17 protein-coding genes are annotated in these 17,261 nt (G+C 68.3%); 7 read left to right on the top strand and 10 right to left on the bottom strand.

The genetic code is table 11. The annotated features are described in order from the left end of the window. Nucleotides 1-22 precede the first annotated feature (22 nt). Nucleotides 23-2,104 carry a vWA domain-containing protein gene (locus tag EV644_RS23705; RefSeq protein ID WP_241998700.1) on the bottom strand — a complete coding sequence of 694 codons (2,082 nt, stop codon included), beginning with the start codon at nucleotides 2,102-2,104 and terminating at the stop codon, nucleotides 23-25. Nucleotides 2,105-2,249: 145 nt separating this feature from the next. Here EV644_RS23705 and EV644_RS23700 point away from each other — a divergent pair, with 145 nt between their 5' ends. The 6 genes from EV644_RS23700 to EV644_RS23675 all read left to right on the top strand — a co-directional run bounded on the left by EV644_RS23700 (nucleotide 2,250) and on the right by EV644_RS23675 (nucleotide 8,247). Further along, nucleotides 2,250-2,771 (top strand): DNA-binding protein, encoded by a 522-nt coding sequence (locus EV644_RS23700; protein ID WP_132191048.1) that lies wholly within the window; start codon nucleotides 2,250-2,252, stop codon nucleotides 2,769-2,771. Nucleotides 2,772-2,951: 180 nt separating this feature from the next. Then, nucleotides 2,952-3,824: a substrate-binding periplasmic protein gene (locus EV644_RS23695; protein WP_132191049.1), complete on the top strand. Its 873-nt coding sequence runs from the start codon at nucleotides 2,952-2,954 to the stop codon at nucleotides 3,822-3,824. Continuing rightward, nucleotides 3,824-4,576 carry an amino acid ABC transporter permease gene (locus EV644_RS23690; protein ID WP_132191050.1) on the top strand — a complete coding sequence of 251 codons (753 nt, stop codon included), beginning with the start codon at nucleotides 3,824-3,826 and terminating at the stop codon, nucleotides 4,574-4,576. The genes EV644_RS23695 and EV644_RS23690 overlap by 1 nt, the downstream gene beginning before the upstream one ends. Beyond that, nucleotides 4,560-5,327 (top strand): amino acid ABC transporter ATP-binding protein, encoded by a 768-nt coding sequence (locus EV644_RS23685; RefSeq protein ID WP_132191051.1) that lies wholly within the window; start codon nucleotides 4,560-4,562, stop codon nucleotides 5,325-5,327. The genes EV644_RS23690 and EV644_RS23685 overlap by 17 nt, the downstream gene beginning before the upstream one ends. Nucleotides 5,328-5,462: 135 nt before the next feature. After that, nucleotides 5,463-6,203: a polysaccharide deacetylase family protein gene (locus EV644_RS23680; RefSeq protein ID WP_132191052.1), complete on the top strand. Its 741-nt coding sequence runs from the start codon at nucleotides 5,463-5,465 to the stop codon at nucleotides 6,201-6,203. Between the two features lie 154 nt (nucleotides 6,204-6,357). Beyond that, the gene (locus EV644_RS23675) at nucleotides 6,358-8,247 is read left to right on the top strand and encodes a hypothetical protein (protein ID WP_132191053.1); all 1,890 of its coding nucleotides are present in this window, start codon (nucleotides 6,358-6,360) and stop codon (nucleotides 8,245-8,247) included. 41 nt (nucleotides 8,248-8,288) lie between these two features. Here the strand turns inward: EV644_RS23675 and EV644_RS23670 are convergent, their stop codons facing one another. From EV644_RS23670 to EV644_RS23645, 6 genes are all read right to left on the bottom strand, one after another. Continuing rightward, complete coding sequence (locus tag EV644_RS23670; protein ID WP_132191054.1) at nucleotides 8,289-9,080, bottom strand: HAD-IIA family hydrolase; 792 nt, start codon at nucleotides 9,078-9,080, stop codon at nucleotides 8,289-8,291. A gap of 201 nt (nucleotides 9,081-9,281) precedes the next feature. After that, a complete protein-coding gene (rpe, locus tag EV644_RS23665) occupies nucleotides 9,282-9,944 on the bottom strand; it encodes a ribulose-phosphate 3-epimerase (protein ID WP_132191055.1) in 663 nt (220 codons plus the stop codon). Nucleotides 9,945-9,957: 13 nt separating this feature from the next. Next, nucleotides 9,958-10,689, bottom strand: coding sequence for a cobalt-precorrin-6A reductase (locus EV644_RS23660; RefSeq protein ID WP_132191056.1), 732 nt, complete (start codon nucleotides 10,687-10,689; stop codon nucleotides 9,958-9,960). 1 nt (nucleotide 10,690) lies between these two features. After that, nucleotides 10,691-11,431: a precorrin-4 C(11)-methyltransferase gene (gene cobM / locus EV644_RS23655; RefSeq protein ID WP_132191057.1), complete on the bottom strand. Its 741-nt coding sequence runs from the start codon at nucleotides 11,429-11,431 to the stop codon at nucleotides 10,691-10,693. A gap of 31 nt (nucleotides 11,432-11,462) precedes the next feature. Continuing rightward, the gene (gene cbiE / locus EV644_RS23650) at nucleotides 11,463-12,650 is read right to left on the bottom strand and encodes a precorrin-6y C5,15-methyltransferase (decarboxylating) subunit CbiE (RefSeq protein ID WP_132191058.1); all 1,188 of its coding nucleotides are present in this window, start codon (nucleotides 12,648-12,650) and stop codon (nucleotides 11,463-11,465) included. Next, a complete protein-coding gene (locus tag EV644_RS23645) occupies nucleotides 12,643-13,026 on the bottom strand; it encodes a pyridoxamine 5'-phosphate oxidase family protein (RefSeq protein ID WP_369410514.1) in 384 nt (127 codons plus the stop codon). Before EV644_RS23645 ends, cbiE begins: the two co-directional genes overlap by 8 nt. A 202-nt stretch (nucleotides 13,027-13,228) precedes the next feature. Between EV644_RS23645 and EV644_RS48165 the strand changes: the two genes are divergently transcribed. Then, entirely contained in the window at nucleotides 13,229-13,630 is a 402-nt protein-coding gene (locus tag EV644_RS48165; RefSeq protein WP_158292911.1) for a transposase, read from the top strand. Nucleotides 13,631-13,699: 69 nt separating this feature from the next. On the opposite strand, the gene EV644_RS23635 is transcribed toward EV644_RS48165, so the two are convergent. The 3 genes from EV644_RS23635 to EV644_RS23625 all read right to left on the bottom strand — a co-directional run bounded on the left by EV644_RS23635 (nucleotide 13,700) and on the right by EV644_RS23625 (nucleotide 17,255). Continuing rightward, nucleotides 13,700-14,362, bottom strand: coding sequence for a hypothetical protein (locus tag EV644_RS23635; protein WP_132191061.1), 663 nt, complete (start codon nucleotides 14,360-14,362; stop codon nucleotides 13,700-13,702). 377 nt (nucleotides 14,363-14,739) lie between these two features. Beyond that, nucleotides 14,740-16,341: an ABC transporter permease gene (locus EV644_RS23630; RefSeq protein ID WP_132191062.1), complete on the bottom strand. Its 1,602-nt coding sequence runs from the start codon at nucleotides 16,339-16,341 to the stop codon at nucleotides 14,740-14,742. Further along, nucleotides 16,338-17,255: an ABC transporter ATP-binding protein gene (locus tag EV644_RS23625; protein WP_132191063.1), complete on the bottom strand. Its 918-nt coding sequence runs from the start codon at nucleotides 17,253-17,255 to the stop codon at nucleotides 16,338-16,340. Before EV644_RS23625 ends, EV644_RS23630 begins: the two co-directional genes overlap by 4 nt. Nucleotides 17,256-17,261: the final 6 nt, after the last annotated feature.

The following is a 17,261-nucleotide window of genomic DNA, read 5'->3' as shown; positions in this document are numbered from 1 at the left end:
TCGAGGCGATCCGGGCTCTTACTCAGCGCGGGGCTGGGCCTTGCTGCGGGTTCTGCGGTGGCCCCTGGTTCGGATAGTTGGGCTGGTTGGGGTGGTTCGGCTGGTTGGGGTGCTGTTGCCAGCCGGACGGCTGCGGGTAGGGACCAGGCTGCGGGTAGGAGGCGGGGTGGGCAGTCGCGACCGCGTTCTTGTTCCGAAGGCGGAGGACCGCCCAGGCGCCGAGCAGGGCCAAGAGGACGCCACCGCCGCCAAGACCGGCGATCAGGCCGACGGGAGTGCCGTCATCGGAGGAACTGCTGCCGCTGTCCTGAACCGGACCGCCCGCCTCGGTCTTGTCCCCAGAGGGCTTGTCGGACGGCTCGTCGGTCGGAGTCGCACTCGGGGTCACCGAGTCTCCCGAGACCGGCATCGCGCCGTCGACGTACTCCGGCTTGCCGGCGCCGGCCGTCCCCTGCAGTCCGACGGTCAGCGTCATCGGCATGGCGAAGGGCTGCGGCGCCTGCGTCTTCTTGCTGAGCGAGACCAGCACGTAGTACTCACCAGGCTGCGACGTCCCCGTGTTGTAGCTGTTGGCGCCGGTGCGGTTGAGGTAGCGGATCTCCTTGCTGACGACTCCGTGGACCGTGCCCCTGCTGGTCAGTGCGACCTTCTTGTACGCGCCGCCGGGCGCGCCCTTCGCGAACGTCGCGTACACCTCGTCACCGGTCGGCGAGATCAGGTTGACGTCGAGGTACCGAATGCCGTCGAACGCCTTCCCCATGGCCGCCCCCAGCTGCGGGACGCTGACCTGGGCCTGCAGTCGCTGGCCCCAGTCGACCTTCACCTTGTAGAGCTGCACCTCGCCAGGCATCAGGGTCGTCTTGTAGCTGCCCGGGCTCAGCAGTGGCGCGTCGGGAAAGCTCGAACCAGGCACGATCTCGCGAGGCGTCGAACCCGGCATCGACTTCCAGGTCGGCTCCTCGGCCTCGTCCGGCAGACCGGTCGTGGTGCTGACCGGCGGCTCCTCGTCGATCCGCAGCTCGAACGGTGTGGCCACCAGCTGCTTGTCGCCATGGGACACGGTCAGCACGAGCTGGTCCGCCGTGGCGCACTCGTCCTGCGTCTCCTTCCAGCTCGAAGCCACCCCGGTCGCGAGCCCCTCGTCACTGCCGTAGTTGTGCGGATAGCTCCAGCCACAGTCGTCGCCCTCGATCGTCGAGAGCTGGGTCTTGGACTCGACCACATCGCTACCGCCGGCAGGATTCCGGAAGCTGACACCGGCCCGCAGGGTCGAGCCGGCGATCGTCCGCTTGACCAGGTAGTACTTCGCGACCTTCTCGGCGCCGAACTTGTCGGAGTAGAGGCCCGGGGCAAGCACCGGGGCACCCTCCTGCTGCGGCCCGCCCTCGACCGGAGTACCGGAGAGGCGGAAGGGGCGGAAGGCGCGGGTGGACAGGCGGTCCAGGCCGGCTTCGAGGTCGATCGTGGAGTCGGCGTCGTAGTAGTCGCCGCGGCCCTCCCGGGCCACGCACTGCAACTGGCTGCGAGCCTTGGCGCCGACCCGGAAGCCGACGACGTCGATCTTCAGGTCGATGCCCTGCTTGGCGATCGACCGGGCCACCTCGCAGGGCTCCGGCGCGCAGGTCGCCTCACCGTCGGAGACCAGCACGATGGTGCGCTGGCCGCTCGGACCGAGATCCTTGGCGGCCTGCTGCAGGGAGTATCCGATCGGAGTCTCGCCGTACGGCTTGTACTTCGCGATCGCCGACAGCAACTGCGGGCGGTTGCCGGTGCCGATCGGCACGGTCAACTGGGTGTCCGTGCAGGCGCCGGGCTGGCTGCGCTTGAACACGGTCGCGCCGTAGACCCGGAGACCGACCTGGGCGCCTTCCGGGAGCTTGTTCACCACGCGGGTGAGCGCAGTACGGGCCGCAACGATCTTGGTCTGGCCGTCACCGGCCGGCTCCTTCATCGACCCGGACGAGTCCAGCACCATCACCAGCTTGCCGTTGTCCCCCGGCTCGGGATCGGCCTGCGCAGGCGCGATCGACAGACCGGCCAGCAGCACGGCGGCGATCAGAGTCAGGGCCGCGGGGCGGCGGTACCCCTGCGTTCGGATCATCATTTCCTCCAGTGGATTCGCTATCGCAACCTTTGCAGTTTGCTATCGCGAATGTCAAGCAGGTTCGGAACTGGAATTTGCGGTTCGCAGCTGCGAAGATGATCGAGCGGGCGCCGAGGGGGAGCCTGCCACAAGGAGGGTGGCAACCGTGGACCAGACCGAGCACAACCTGCAGCAGCAAACCGAGCTGTACGGCGAGCCGCTGGGGGTCCTGATGCGGCGGATCGGCGGCACCCTGGGGCTGACCCAGGCCCGGCTCGCTGAGGCGATCGGCCTGTCCGCGCCGATGCTGTCGCAACTGATGAGCGCGCAGCGCGTGAAGATCGGCAACCCCGCTGTCGTGCAGCGTCTGCACTCGCTCGACGAACTGGTCGCCCGGGTGGTCGAGGACGGCCTCGAGGATCTCCAGATCGCCGCCGAGCTCGACGAGATCCGCGGCAGCACCGGCGCCTTCACCAAGTCGGTGCCGACGGCAAGCATCGCGCGGCCGGCCGCGCGCACCGTGGTACGGGAGATCCAGGATCTGTTCCGGTCGGTCGCGTCGGCGGACGAGATCCAGCGGGCCGCGAACCTGATCGTTGCCGACTCCCCCGGTCTGGCCGAGCTGCTGCTCGCTTACGGTGCGGGACGGACCGACGACGCCGTGGCACATTACGAACGCCACCACTGAACCGGGCGTGATCTGAAGCACACAAGGGCATTCGGGCTCTTATATACCACGCTCCGAGTGGACATTGCGGTCTCGTCTCATCCCGCGTGACGGCGGAATGAGCCGCCGTACGACGGCGTTAGCGTCCTCGGGTGGGTCAACCCCACAGCCCCGACATCCCCTGTTCTGAAGGAGACACCCGTGCGCGCCATCAGCGCCTTCCGCCGGTTCGCCGCTCTCGGTACGGCCGTCACCCTGGCTGTCGCGCTCGCGGCCTGCGGCAGCGACGACAAGTCCGCTGCCTCGGGACCCGACCTGGGCCTGATGCAGTCCGGCACCCTGCGGATCGGCACGCTCACCGACGCGCCGCCGAACGTCTACGTCAAGGACGGCAAGTTTACCGGCTTCGACAACGACCTGATCACGGCGGTCGCGGCGAAGCTGAACCTCAAACCGGAGTTCGTCGGCACCGACTTCTCCGCCCTGCTCGCGCAGGTGAACGGGGGTCAGTACGACCTCGGCAGCTCCTCCATCACGGTCACCGAGGCGCGCAAGAAGACCGTTGCGTTCAGCAACGGCTACGACTTCGGCTACCTCGGCCTGAACACCACCAAGACCTCCGGCATCACCTCGTTCGACCAGCTGAACGGCAAGCGGGTCGTCGTGGTGCAGGGCACCGTGCAGGACGACTACGCCACCCAGAAGAACCTCGACCCGGTGCGGGTGCCGAACTACAACGCCGCGCTCGGCCAGCTCAAGGCCGGTACCGCGGATGCTTGGGTCTCGCCCGCCGAGATCGGCGAGAAGATGGCCAAGGAGCAGGGCGGCGGCACGGTGATCCTGGCCGCGAAGGAGCTCAGCGACGCACCGATGGCCTTCGCGGTGGCCAAGAGCAACGACAAGCTCCGCGAGGCCGTGAACAAGGCGCTCGACGAGGTGATCGCCGACGGCACCTGGACCAAGTTGGTCGAGCAGTACTACCCGGGCCGCGCGGTACCGCCGAACTTCAAGCCCGGTAGCGGCTCCGTCAAGTTCACCACCCCGACTGCCCCGGCCACTCCCGCGGCTGGCTGATGGACATCTGGTCCACCCTCTCGGACACCTTTCTCGACTGGGAGTCGATGAAGGCGGTCCTGCCGGAGATGTTCAAGGTGGGACTGGTCAACACCCTCATCCTCGCCGCCGCCTCGGTCGTGCTGGGCACTGTGCTCGGCATGGTCGTGGCGGTGATGGGGCTGTCCCGCCGCCGCTGGCTGCGCTGGCCGGCGAAGATCTATACCGACATCTTCCGCGGCCTGCCGGCGATCCTGACGATTCTCCTGATCGGCCAGGGACTGTCGCCGATCACCCGGCACTGGTGGGGTCCGGACCCTTACCCGCTGGGCATCCTGGCACTGTCCCTGATCGCGGCCGCCTACATCGGCGAGATCTTCCGCTCCGGCATCCAGAGCGTGGAGAACGGCCAGTTGGAGGCCGCGCGGGCGCTCGGCTTCACCTACACCTCCGGCATGTGGCTGGTCGTCATCCCACAGGGTGTACGGCGAGTCCTGCCCGCGCTGGTGAACCAGTTCATCGCGCTGGTGAAGGACTCGAGCCTGGTCTACTTCCTCGGGCTGCTCGCCAGCCAGCGGGAGCTGTTCCGGATCGGCCAGGACGCGGCGGCGACGAACGGCAACCTCTCGCCGTTGCTGCTGGCCGGGATCTTCTACCTGATCATCACGGTGCCGCTGACGCACCTGGTCAACTACTTCGACAAGCGGCTCCGCGAGGGCCGTCCCACCGCCGAACTCGAGGTCGAGGAGCTCGTCCATGCCGACCATCGCTGACACCGCGCCCGCCGACACCACCTTCCGGGCGGCCAGCCTGGAGCTGTCCGGGATCGAGCTCGCCTTCGGGACCAACAAGGTACTGCGGGGCGTGGACCTCGTCGTACCGGCGGGGAGGACGGCATGCGTGATCGGGCCGTCCGGGTCCGGCAAGTCGACGTTGCTTCGCGCCACCAATCGGCTCCTCGAACCCGACGCGGGTGACATCCGGCTCGGTGGCGAGTCGGTACTGCGGAGCAACCCGGACGAGCTGCGCCGGCGGATCGGGATGGTGTTCCAGCACTTCAACCTGTTCCCGCACAAGACAGTGCTCGAGAACATCACGCTGCCGCTGCGCAAGATCAAGAAGCTCACTCCCGAGGGTGCGGTCGAGGCGGCCCGGATCCAGCTCGAGCTGGTCGGACTCCGGGAGAAGGAGTCGGCGCGGCCGGGCAACCTCTCCGGGGGCCAGCAGCAACGGGTCGCGATCGCCCGGGCGCTGGCGATGAAGCCCGAGGTGATGCTGTTCGACGAGGCCACCTCGGCGCTCGACCCCGAACTGGTGAAGGGAGTGCTCGGCCTGATGGCCGATCTCGCCTCCGCCGGGATGACGATGATCGTGGTCACCCACGAGATGGGCTTCGCCCGGCAGGTCGCCGACCAGGTTGCCTTCATGGACCGCGGTGTGGTCGTCGAGGCTGGCGTCCCGGAGAAGCTGTTCACCGCCGCCGAGTCCCCACGGCTCCAGCAGTTCCTCTCCCAGGTGTTGTAGCCCTCGGAGCTTCGGGGATACCGGGCCTGTCCGGTATCCGAAGTTGTTGACGCGGCAGCGGCGCGCTCTCTGGCGTTCGGCGTACCTCGCGCGGATCGTGGGAGGCAGTGAGGTCACCTACGTCCGGGGGCACGCATGGTTCGTCGTTCGCCTGCCCGGGGCCGCCGGTCCGCCCGCCCACTCACCCGGCCGACCGTCCGCCCGACGGTCGCCACCACCGTTCTCGGCTTGATCGCGCTGCTGGGGATCTCCGCGTCCTGCACACCCCAGACCACGGTCAGCCCGGCGCATGCCGCACCCCAGGCGGCGCCGACGAAGTACGTGCTGCTCACCTTCGATGACGGGCCTGATGCGAAGTACACCCCGCAGATCCTCGAGATCCTCAAGTCGTACGACGCCAAGGCCACCTTCTTCGAAGTCGGCCAGAACGTGGTGAAGCACCCCGACCTGACGAAGCAGATCCACGAGCAGGGCCACAGCGTGCAGAACCACACCTGGTCGCACGCGGACCTGCGCAAACTCTCCTCGGCAAGCCTCAGGAACCAGGTGGCGAAGACCGACCAGGCGATCCGCGCCCAAACCGGCTACACCCCGCGCTGCCTGCGACCTCCGTACGGCGGGGTGAACAAGGTCGTCACCCAACGCACCGACAGCCTCGACAAGGTGATCCGCCTGTGGACCGTCGACTCGCACGACTGGGAACGACCCGGTACGTCGGTGATCGTGAAGCGGGTGCTCACCGGAGTGAAGGACGGCTCGATAGTCCTGATGCACGACGGCGGCGGCAACCGCAGCCAGACCGTCGCCGCGCTACCGAGCATCCTCAAGACCTTGCAGGCGAAGGGCTACGGCTTCGCCGCCACCTGGTGCCGCTAGGCGCTCGGCATCCCATCCCGCGCTGGCTGATTACTGATCGTCAGGTATATCCGTTCTCGGTAGCCCTCGCCTGTGACGTTTCCCTTTGTGGATAAGGGGATCTGACGCTCTGACGGTTTGCGTCCGGACTGATACGGACGGTAGTATCGAACACATGTTCGCCCGTGATGTGCCGCCTGACGTGGCCGCGTTGAGTGCGGCCGAGACGCTCGCCTCGGCCGCGCGGCTGCACGCGCAACGCAACCGCGCCGACGTCGAGCTGCTCGAACTGGCCCTGCACTTCGCCGACCTGCACCCCGACCCCGCCACCGTGCCCGGCCACCACCGGGTCCCCGGCGGAGAACGCGGCGTCGTCTACGGCGGACCGGGCTGCCCGGCGGTCGCGGAGTTCGCCGTGGCCGAGTTCGGCGCCGTCATCGGCCGCTCCACCGGCTCCGCCGCCGCCTACCTCGGCCAGGCCCTCGCGCTGCGCCACCGGCTGCCCCGGATCTGGGCCCAGGTCCGCTCCGAGCACGCCACCGCCTGGAAAGCCTGCACCATCGCCACCGCCTGCCTCACCCTGTCCGAACAGGCCGCCGCGATCGTCGACGCCGAACTCGCCGGCATCGTCGACACCGTCACCCCGCACCGGATCGCCAACATCGTCCGCGCCGCGCTGTGGCGAGCCGACCCCGACGCCGCCCAGGCCGCCGCCGAGGCCCGAGCCAGACAACGCGGCGTCTGGCCCGGCCGCACCGACGAACACGGCACCACCACCTTGTACGTCAAGGCCGCCACCGGCGACATCATCCGCCTCCACACCACCCTCACCCAGCTCGCCGACGCCCTCGCCGACCTCGGCGACACCGACCCCCTCGACCAACGCCGCGCCAAAGCCATCGGCATCCTCACCGACCCAGAACTAGCCCGCGAACTCCTCACCGTCACCCAGCACCTCACCAACACCCCCACCCCGGCCCGGCCTCAGCCACAGGCATCGGCCGTACCGCGCCCACAGGCACCGCCACCGCCGCCCTGTGACCAGACCCCGCCAGGCGACTCTCAGCCTGTCAGCACGCCCCAGGCCGAGCAGACGGCCACAGCCGAGCAGGCGGCCACAGCCGAGCAGGCGGCCACAGCCGAGCAGGCACCACCTCTCGAGGACCAACCGCACGTGGATGACCGGTGCGAGCCCCGCCTCGACGCTGAGCCCGGCCCGGACGACGAAGCCGACCGCGACGCACCCCACCCCAGCGAGCCGGCATCCGACGAACTGTCCGAACCACTCTCGGCACCCGACCACAACAACACCAACAGCGGCGACAGCGGCGACAGCGGCGACAGCGAGAGCAACAGCCGTCACACCAACCCGGCCGAACCAACCACCGACGCCGGGATGGACGCCGCCGCGCGCCGCGAACTCGCCCGGAAACTAGCCGCCATCAAACAAGGCGCCCACAGCAACCACCCCACCAGCGGCGCCGGCACCACCGACAACCGCACCACCGACGGCCACACCGGCGGCGCCGGCACCACCGACAACCGCACCGAACGCGGGCGCAAGCACGCCCGGACCACGACGCTCTACGTGCACATCACCGACCAGACCCTGCTCGCCGACGGCGGCATCACCCGCGTCGAACGCTTCGGCCCCGTCTACGCCGCCCGCCTCGAAGAACTCCTCGGCCACGACCAGATCACCGTCAAGCCCGTCATCGACCTGAACAACAAGATCAGCGTCGACGCCTACGAAATCCCCCGCCGGATCCGCGAACACCTCAAACTCACCCACCCCGTCGAACAATTCCCCTACGGCACCGCCGAAACCACCCACCACACCGACCTCGACCACATCCAGCCCTACAACTTCAACACCACCGGCCCACCAGGCCAAACCAGCACCACCAACCTCACCCCGCTCCGGCGCTACAGCCACCGGGTCAAAACCCACGGCCACTGGACCGTCCACCGCCTCAACGACGGCGCACTCGAATGGACCACCCGCCACGGCTACAAATTCCGCGTCGACCACACCGGCACCCACCCCGTCGCGGACCAGCCATGACCTGCCTGCACCCCCGGAGGTTCAGCGAAACGATGGTGCGCTCAGGTCAGAGTGGTGATCAGGGGGACGACGTCGGCGATGGATTCGACGATGCGGGTCGGGCGGTAGGGGAAGCGTTCGACCTCGTGCTCGCCGGTCGAGCCCGAGAGCACCAGGACGGTGCGCAGGCCCGCCTCGAGGCCGCTGATGATGTCCGTGTCCATCCTGTCGCCGATCATCACGCTGGTCTCGGAGTGCGCCTCGATCTGGTTCAGCGCGCTGCGCATCATCAGCGGATTCGGCTTGCCGACGAAGTACGGCGCGACACCGGTGGCGCGGGTAATCAGCGCCGCCACGGATCCGGTGGCCGGCAGTGGTCCCTCGGCAGACGGGCCGGTCGGGTCCGGGTTCGTCGCCAGGAACCGCGCGCCGTCCGTGATCAGCCGGATCGCCTTGGTGATCGCCTCGAACGAGTACGTCCGGGTCTCCCCCAGCACCACGTAGTCCGGGTCCCGCTCGGTCAGCACGTACCCGACCTCGTGCAGCGCCGTAGTCAGACCCGCCTCGCCGATCACGTACGCCGTACCGCCGGGGCGCTGGTCGTCCAGGAACTGAGCGGTCGCCAGCGCGGAGGTCCAGATCACCTGCTCCGGCACATCGATGCCCCCGGCAAGCAACCGGGCGCGCAGATCCCGCGGCGTGAAGATCGAGTTGTTCGTCAGCACCAGGAACTTCTTCCCCGACGTCTGCAGCGTCCCGATGAACTCACTGGCCCCAGGAATAGCCCGCTCCTCGTGCACCAGCACGCCATCCATATCCGTCAGCCAGCTCTCAACCCGCTTGTGCTCGCTCATCCCACACCCCTCGTCGCCGCCCGTCCCCTAGATCCTGCCAGACCCCCCACCCCTCCCCCGGCAACCCGCTCGGACGTGAGCACCCACTCACTCGTGGATCAGGAACCCAGGCAAACGATTGCCCACCCCGAAGATCCACGACTGAGCGACGGCTCACCCGCGGCTCGGGTGAACGGTGGCGACGGAGGAGCCGCGTGGGGGTTACTTGCTGGCGTTGGTGGCTAGGGTGCGGAGGGTTTCGACCATCTTGTTGGGGTCGTCGGCGTTGTAGACCGCCGAGCCGGCGACGAAGACGTTGGCGCCGGCTTCAGCGCACTGCTCGATCGTGTCGGCGGAGATGCCGCCGTCGATCTCGATCCAGATGTCGAGGCCGTGCTTGGCGACCAGGTCGCGGGTGCGGCGGATCTTGGGGACGCAGACGTCGAGGAACTTCTGGCCGCCGAATCCCGGCTCGACGGTCATGATCAGCACCATGTCGAACTCGGACAGGATGTCCTCGTAGGGCTCGATCGGGGTGGCCGGCTTGAGCGCCATCGCGGCGCGGGCACCCTTGGCGCGGATCTCGCGGGCGGTACGGATCGGGGCGCGGCAGGCCTCGATGTGGAAGGTGACGCTGCTCGCGCCGGCCTCGACGTACCCGGGGGCCCAGCGGTCCGGGTCCTCGATCATCAGGTGGCAGTCGAGCGGCTGCGCGGCGGCCTTGGCGAGCGACTCGACCACCGGCAGGCCGAGTGTCAGGTTCGGCACGAAGTGGTTGTCCATCACGTCGACGTGCAACCAGTCGGCGTTCGAGACCGCTGCCGCGTCCTCGGCCAGCCTGGCGAAATCGGCGGACAGGATGCTCGGTGCGATCTGGATTCCCATAAGGCCCCGGATTCTACCGACGGTCCCGCAGCCACCCGACGACCTGGTCGGCCGACGCCACCATGCAAACGCCTTCCGGTACCGGCGGCCGCCTGATCACCGTAACCGGGATCCCGACCTCGCGCGCCGCTTCGAGCTTCGCCGCGGTCATGTCGCCACCGCTGTCCTTGGTCACCAGTACGTCGATCCGGTGCCGCCGCAGCAGGTCCAGCTCACCAGCAAGCTCGTACGGCCCGCGGTCGAGGAGCAACTCGCACCAGGTGGGCCGTGGCGTCGGTGGATCCACACACCGCGCGAGCATCCACACCCCTGCATCGGCAAACTCCCCCAAGCCCTGCCGTCCGATCGTCAGGAACGCCCGGGCGCCAAGAGATCGCAGTACGGCGGCAGCCTCCGCAGCCGAGTCGACCCACACCCAGCGGTCCCCCGACTGCTCACGCCAGCCCGGGCGCCGCAGTACGAGCAGTGGAAGGCCTAGAGAAGCAGTAGCAGCTACTGCGTGGGCAGTCATCGTCGCGGCGAAAGGGTGCGTCGCATCGACCACGGCGTCCACACATTCGGCCCGCAGCCAGTCCACCAGCCCAGGGACGCCACCGAAGCCGCCCTGCCGTACAGCACCCTCGGGCAACCGAGCCTCGAGCGTTCGCCCGGCGAGCGACGACACCACCTCGACGCCCGGCTCGACGACCAGCAGGGCGGCCACCTGCCGAGCCTCCGCAGTACCGCCGAGCAGCAGAACCTTCATGTCACCTGGAGCGGGTTGTGGAGTACAGGTGACTGTCCCGGAAGTTCTCGGCGGCCAGCACTCTGCCGACGATGACTACTGCGGTCCGGAGGATGCCGGCCTCACGGACCTGGGCAGCGATGTCGGCCAGCGTGCCGCGCAGGATCACCTCGTCGTCACGGCTGGCGCGAGCGACTACCGCCACCGGGCAGTCTGCGCCGTAGTTCGGGGTGAGCTCGTCGACCAGCCGTTCGATGTGCTGGACCGCCAGGTGCAGGACGATCGTGCCGCGGCTCGCGCCGAGCGTCGCCAGGTCCTCCCCCGGCGGCATCGCGGTCGCCTGTGCCGCGATGCGCGTCAGGATCACCGTCTGCCCGACCTCCGGCACGGTCAACTCCCGCTTGAGCGAGGCCGCCGCAGCAGCAAACGCCGGTACTCCGGGCGTCACGTCGTACGGGATCTCCAGCGCATCCAGGCGGCGCATCTGCTCAGCCATCGCGCTGAACACCGCAGGGTCGCCTGAATGCAGCCGCGCGACGTCCAGCCCGGCCTCGTGGGCTTTGGTCAGTTCGGCGAGGATCTCATCCAGGTTCAGCTCAGCGGTGTCGATCTTGCGAGCGCCGGGCGGGCAGTGGTCGAGGAGCTCGACGGGGACCAGCGCACCGGCGTACAAGCAGACGGGTGACGACGCGATCAGGTCGCGCCCACGAACGGTGATGAGGTCGGCCGAGCCGGGGCCGGCGCCGATGAAGTGCACAGTCATGTGATCACGCTCCGGCCGATCAAGGACGTGGTCATTTGGTCACGCTCCAGATGGTCACGGGCATCGCGGGGCGCCAGCCGGTCATGGTGCCGACGGGCGAGGCGCGCTGGACGCCGAGGCGGACCAGGTCGCCGCCCAGTTCGGCGTACCAGCGCGCGATCAGGACCTCGGTCTCCAGCGTGACGCCGTTGACGACGAGCCGGCCGCCTTGCTTGAGCGCCTCCCAGCAGGTCTCGATCATGCTCGGCGCCGTCGCACCGCCGCCGACGAACACGGCATCCGGCGCCTCCAGCTCGGCCAGGGCTTCCGGCGCCTTGCCGACAACGGTCCGTACTACGACGCCAAGGTTCGCCGCGTTCCGTTCCAGCCGCTTCGCGCGGTCCGGATCCCGCTCGATCGCGACCGCGCGGCAACTCGGGTGATGCCGCGACCACTCGATCGCGATGCTGCCCGCGCCGCCGCCCACATCCCAGAGCAGTTGCCCTGGGACGGGTGCGAGCCGAGACAGCGTGACCGCGCGTACTTCGCGCTTCGTCAGCTGCCCATCACTCTCGTACGCCGAATCCGGCAACCCCGGAGCCGTCGACAGCACTGGCCCGCTTTCGCAAAGGATCCCGATCACGTTGAGCGCGTCCACGTCGCCGGCCCACTCCGCGGCTTTCGTGGTCCGGACCCGCTCATCGGGCGAACCCAACTGCTCCAACACGGACAACCGACTGGCGCCGTACCCGCGATCTGTCAGTGCTTTTGCAACCTCGCCCGGCGTGTGTGCGCCCCAGCTCAGTACTATGAGCCGCCGGCCGGGTTGGATGTGCGGGTGCACGAGTTCGAGCGGGTGGCCGACCAGGCTGATGACCTGAACCTGGTCCTGCGGCCAACCGAGGCGGGCACACGCCAGCGACACGCTCGACGGATGCGGAATCACCCGTACCGCGTCGGCGCCGAGCAACCTCGTCAGCGTCGTACCGATTCCATGGAACGTCGGGTCACCGCTGGCGAGCACGCAGATCCGTCTGCCGCGGTGAGCATCGAGCAGTCCAGGCAGGGATTCCGAGAGCGGCGACGGCCAGGCGACCCGTTCCGCCTTGCCGTCGGGAATCAGGGCGAGCTGTCTCAAGCTTCCCATCAGGACCTCGGCCTGACTGATGACGTCCCGGGCTGTCGGCGCCAAGCCGTCCCAGCCGTCCGCGCCGACACCTACGACCGTGAGTTCAGACACGGCCGAGGACCTTGGTGACGGCGATCTCGATGACGACGCGCTCCGGGTTCTCCCGCGGCTGACGGTAGCGCTCGGCGTACCGGCGTACGGCGTCAGCGACCCGTTCTGGATCGTCGCTCACCACCGCCCGCCCCTCCAACGTCGACCACTTCCCCCCATCGGTCTGCGTGACAGCGACCGAGGCCTCCCCCGCCGCCCTGATCTGCCGAGCCTTGTGCGACCCACCCGAACAGATCACCCGCGCGATCCCCGTCTTCAGATCGACCGTCACCCCGACCATCACGGCATGCACAGTCCCATCCGCCCGCACTGTGCTCAACACCGCCAGATGCCGCTCAGTCCAAAAGTCGACGAACTCCCCAGACCGCTCACTCAAAGGCCGCTCCACCCACCGATCGTAAACAGCAGCCTCTCGAAGCCGTCGGGCCAGGCCCTACGCGAGGGCCACCAACTCCGACTCCTACCCCGCTCCAAGCGGCTTCAGACAACCACACTCGCCGGTGTCGTCGGCGACGGGCGGTTCTACGAGTGGGCCTGGATCAGCATCGAACCCGAACGCAGTGACGCTCAAGGCAGCGGTGGCTGATGATTCGCCGCAACAACGCCACCGGCGAGCTCGCCTACTACCGCTGCTGGTCACCGACACCGGTGCCGCTGCGCGAGCTGGTCTGCGTCGCCGGGCGCGCTGGACGATCGAGGAATCCTTCCACGCGAGCAAGACCCTCACCGGGCTCGACCAGCACCAAGTCCGCCGCTGGGACAGCTGGCACCGCTGGACCATCCTCGCGATGCTCGCCTACGCCTTCCTTGCCGTCCTCACCGCGCCCGAACCAGCCACCACCAGCGCCGACAGGCCATCCCGACCAAAGATCACGAAATACGGCTGCCGTACTAGACGGGCTTCCAAAACAGATGGTGGCCGCAGTCCCGGCGGCATCGACCCGGGCGGCGACGGTCGCGCGGCACGGTGGCTGTCCTAGCCCACAGACTTGGCGAGTCATCCTCGCGGAGGAAGATCACGGCGCAGGCCGGCGCATTTCCGCGGGCCCCTATCCCGTGTTGCCGGCACGGATCGGCGGGCGGGTGACGAGGATGACCACGCTGACCAGCAGGACCCAGGCGGGGAAGAGGAGTTGAGTCCATCTGTGTTCACCGGCCGCCAGCAGCAGTACCAGCGCGACGAGGTAGCCGAGGACCGCGACCCACCGGGGAACGGCGGCCGTGCGAAGCCCGACCGTGCTGACCGAGAGGGTGAATACCGCAGCCATCCGCATGGCGTAGACCGAGATGAGTGTCTGCGTGCTGCTGCGACCGAACGCATAGACATCGGGGTTGACGTTCCCTTCCGCGAGCATCTCCATCATGCTGGTCGTGGTGACTGCGCCTACGAACAGCATCGCCAGGAAGAGCAGACCGCTGCCTAGGAACACCGTGGAGAACAGGCGGTCCTCGACACTGCCCAGCTGGTCGCGAATCACGCCGATGAACCACAAGAAGGCGATGCCCGCGAACGGCACCAGGTGAAGACTGAGCCGGATCAGGGTGCGTCGCTGTGCGTCAGCTTCGAATGACTGAAGGTTGCCCTCGGACAGCGCAATCCGCGTCATCGTCAGGGACGCGAGGAGCAGCACGCCGAAGACGATCCCGGCGATCGCTGCCGACCGCCGGTTCCGCCAGAATCGGGCGGTCAGCACGGGAGATTGGGCGCTCATCTCAGTCGTTCCCTCTCGCGACGGTCACCACAGCATAAGCGGGCCTGAGTTGCTCGGCAGCGATCGCCAAGCCGTTCTGCTCGGCCCAACGTGCCGCCATCCCAAAATTTCCCCGAGCCCGTTGATGCGCTACGGATCGTAACGATCGCTAACCGTGACCAACAACGACAATCCAAAGAGTTGGACCCATACAGTTGGCCGAACTGAATGGGCAGGCATTGACGTAGGCCACTTCGCCGGGCGCTCGCTCAGAGGCGTACGAACCGTCGGGACCCGGTGGGGCGACGAAGCTGCAGATCGTTGCAAAAGAGCAGCCCGCCCGGATCAGGTCCAGGCGGGCTGGGGTGGGCCGGACCCCTCAGGCCGGCGCCACGTTTCTAGGTGGTGATGTCTCGGCGGCGGAAGGTGTAGAAGCCGGTGAGGATCAGGGCGGCGGCGATTGCGGTGAGGGTGATGACTGAAGTGGCTGTGAAGTCGCCGCCTGGGAGCCGCGGGGTGTGGGCGTAGGGCGAGATGTCCATCAGGCCCTGCGGGAGGTCGAAGATCGGGCCGAACTGGCCGATCAGGAGGAACGCGCCGAACAGGACCCAGGCGGCCGTGACCAACTTCGGGGCGAACCCGAAGAGGATGACCACGAGACCCGTCACGACCCAGATCGCGGGCAGTTGCACGGCGGCCGCCGCCAGCATGCGCGGCACCTGCCGGCCCATGTTGCCGAGCGAGGCGCCACTCGAGATGCCCGAACCGAGACCGCCGACGAGTACCAGGACCGCAGTACCGAGGAGCGCCATCAGCACGTGACTCGCCATCCACTGGGCCCGTGTGACACCTGTCGCCAGCAGCGGTTCGGCCCGCAGCGCGGTCTCCTCGGAGCGGAGTCGCAGAGCCGCCTGGATGCCGAACGCGGAGGCGAGCAGGCCGAGGACGCCCATCTCGCTGGAGAGGAACGCGTCGGTGATGCCGTTCACGCCGCCGAGCTTCTCCACGAGTTCCCTGGCGCTGTCGCTGCTCACGAACCCTTCGACGTTGCTGGCGATGTTGCCCACGATGAAGCCGAGCAGCAGGAACGCGAATCCCCAGGCGTACAAGGTTCCCCGGTGCAGCCGCCACGCAAGTGCGAGCGGCGAGCGCAGCGAGACCGAAGCCGTGGCGGGACCCGGGCGCGGCCGCACGAGACCGGCGCCGACGTCACGCCGCCGTACCAGCGCGAAGGCCGCGGCAACGAGAACCCCCATCAGCGCAAGAGGAAGCAGTACGACGACCCAGCGGTCTCCCGCGAACGGGCGGATCTGCTGAGCCCACCCGATCGGCGACAACCACGAGATCCAGCGCGTGCCGCCATCGGACGCGGAATCACCCAGCGCCCGTAGTACATAGGACACACCGAGTACTACGGCCGTCAGGCCGTTCGCGGTCCGGGCACCCTCGGTGACCTGGGCGGTCAGCGCGCCTACGCCGGCGAAGGCGAGACCGGCCGCGGCCCAGGTCAGACCGAAGGCGAAGGATCCGGAGGCCGGCAGGCCAGTCCCGATCAAGCTCAATGCGGTCAGTAGGCCCATCACGATCACCGTGCCGGCGGACACGATCAGCGCGGCGGTCAGGGAGGCGTAGCGGCCGAGCACGCCGGCGCTGAGCAGTTCCAGCCGTCCCGACTCCTCCTCACCACGGGTGTGGCGGACCACCACGATCGCGGCGAGCAGAGCCACCAGCAGCGCGCCGAAGGAGGTCAGCTTGAACAGCGAAACCTCACCGAGCGAGGTGGGATCGAAGATCCGGCCGTAGAGGGAGACCAGCGCGGGCGACGAGTTCGTGGTGTTGGCCGCCTCCACCCGAGACGCCACGTCCGGGTAGAGGTCGATCGACGCCTTCGCGGAGCCTGCCGCCATCGAGACGAACACCACGATCCATACGGGCAGCATGATCCGGTCGCGGCGCAACGCGAGCCGCACCAGGGTCGCAGTACCGGCGAAGTCCTTCATCGGGTCGCCGCCAGAGGTTCTGCTGCGACCGTGTCGTCCTCGTAGTGCCGCAGGAACAGTTCCTCGAGCGTCGGGGGCTGCGCCACCAGGCTCTTGATGCCGCTGGCGGCCAACTGCTTCATCAGCGCGTCCAGCTGGGCCGTGTCGACCTCGCACCGCACCCGGTTGCCTTCGATGTCGAGGCTGTGGACACCCGGCAGGTTGACGATGCCGTTCGGCGAAGCGGCGAGCTCAGCCTGGATCGACGTCCGGGTCAGGTGCCGCAGGTCGGCCAGCGTCCCGGTCTCGACCACCTTGCCGCGACGGATGATGCTGATCCGGTCGCAGAGGGCCTCGACCTCGGACAGGATGTGGCTCGACAGCAGCACGGTGCGGTCGCGGTGCCGCTCCTCCTCGATGTACTGCCGGAACACCTCCTCCATCAACGGGTCCAGGCCGGAGGTCGGCTCGTCCAGGATCAGCAGTTCCACGTCGGAGGCGAGCGCCGCCACCAGGGCGACCTTCTGCCGGTTGCCCTTGGAGTAGGTGCGGCCCTTCTTCGTCGGGTCAAGGTCGAAGCGCCGCAGCAGGTCGTCCCGCTTCTTCGGGTCCAGCCCGCCGCGGAGCCGGCCCAGCAGGTCGATCACCTCGCCGCCGGTCAGGTTCGGCCACAGGTTCACGTCACCGGGGACATAGGCCAGCCGGCGGTGCAGCTTGGCCGCGTCCTGCCACGGGTCGCCGCCGAGCAGCGACGCGTCGCCCTCGTCCGCCTTCAGCAGACCGAGCAGGACCCGGATGGTCGTGGACTTCCCGGCACCGTTCGGACCGAGGAATCCGTGCACCTCACCGGTCGCGACCTCCAGGTCGAGACCGTCGAGGGCGTGCGTACTGCCGTACGACTTGTGCAGTCCAGAGACCACGATGGCTGATGTCATGATTCA

This window comes from Kribbella orskensis, from assembly GCF_004342085.1.
Lineage (GTDB): Bacteria > Actinomycetota > Actinomycetes > Propionibacteriales > Kribbellaceae > Kribbella > Kribbella orskensis.
This window is presented reverse-complemented; position numbering and strand designations above follow the sequence as displayed.

Coding starts and splice junctions, on each gene's coding strand:
- EV644_RS23705 (WP_241998700.1), bottom strand. CDS start 2,104: ATGATGATCCGAACGCAGGGGTACCGCCGCCCCGCGGCCCTGACTCTG.
- EV644_RS23690 (WP_132191050.1), top strand. CDS start 3,824: ATGGACATCTGGTCCACCCTCTCGGACACCTTTCTCGACTGGGAGTCG.
- EV644_RS23685 (WP_132191051.1), top strand. CDS start 4,560: ATGCCGACCATCGCTGACACCGCGCCCGCCGACACCACCTTCCGGGCG.
- EV644_RS23680 (WP_132191052.1), top strand. CDS start 5,463: ATGGTTCGTCGTTCGCCTGCCCGGGGCCGCCGGTCCGCCCGCCCACTC.
- EV644_RS23675 (WP_132191053.1), top strand. CDS start 6,358: ATGTTCGCCCGTGATGTGCCGCCTGACGTGGCCGCGTTGAGTGCGGCC.
- EV644_RS23670 (WP_132191054.1), bottom strand. CDS start 9,080: ATGAGCGAGCACAAGCGGGTTGAGAGCTGGCTGACGGATATGGATGGC.
- rpe (WP_132191055.1), bottom strand. CDS start 9,944: ATGGGAATCCAGATCGCACCGAGCATCCTGTCCGCCGATTTCGCCAGG.
- EV644_RS23660 (WP_132191056.1), bottom strand. CDS start 10,689: ATGAAGGTTCTGCTGCTCGGCGGTACTGCGGAGGCTCGGCAGGTGGCC.
- cobM (WP_132191057.1), bottom strand. CDS start 11,431: ATGACTGTGCACTTCATCGGCGCCGGCCCCGGCTCGGCCGACCTCATC.
- EV644_RS23635 (WP_132191061.1), bottom strand. CDS start 14,362: ATGAGCGCCCAATCTCCCGTGCTGACCGCCCGATTCTGGCGGAACCGG.
- EV644_RS23630 (WP_132191062.1), bottom strand. CDS start 16,341: ATGAAGGACTTCGCCGGTACTGCGACCCTGGTGCGGCTCGCGTTGCGC.
- EV644_RS23625 (WP_132191063.1), bottom strand. CDS start 17,255: ATGACATCAGCCATCGTGGTCTCTGGACTGCACAAGTCGTACGGCAGT.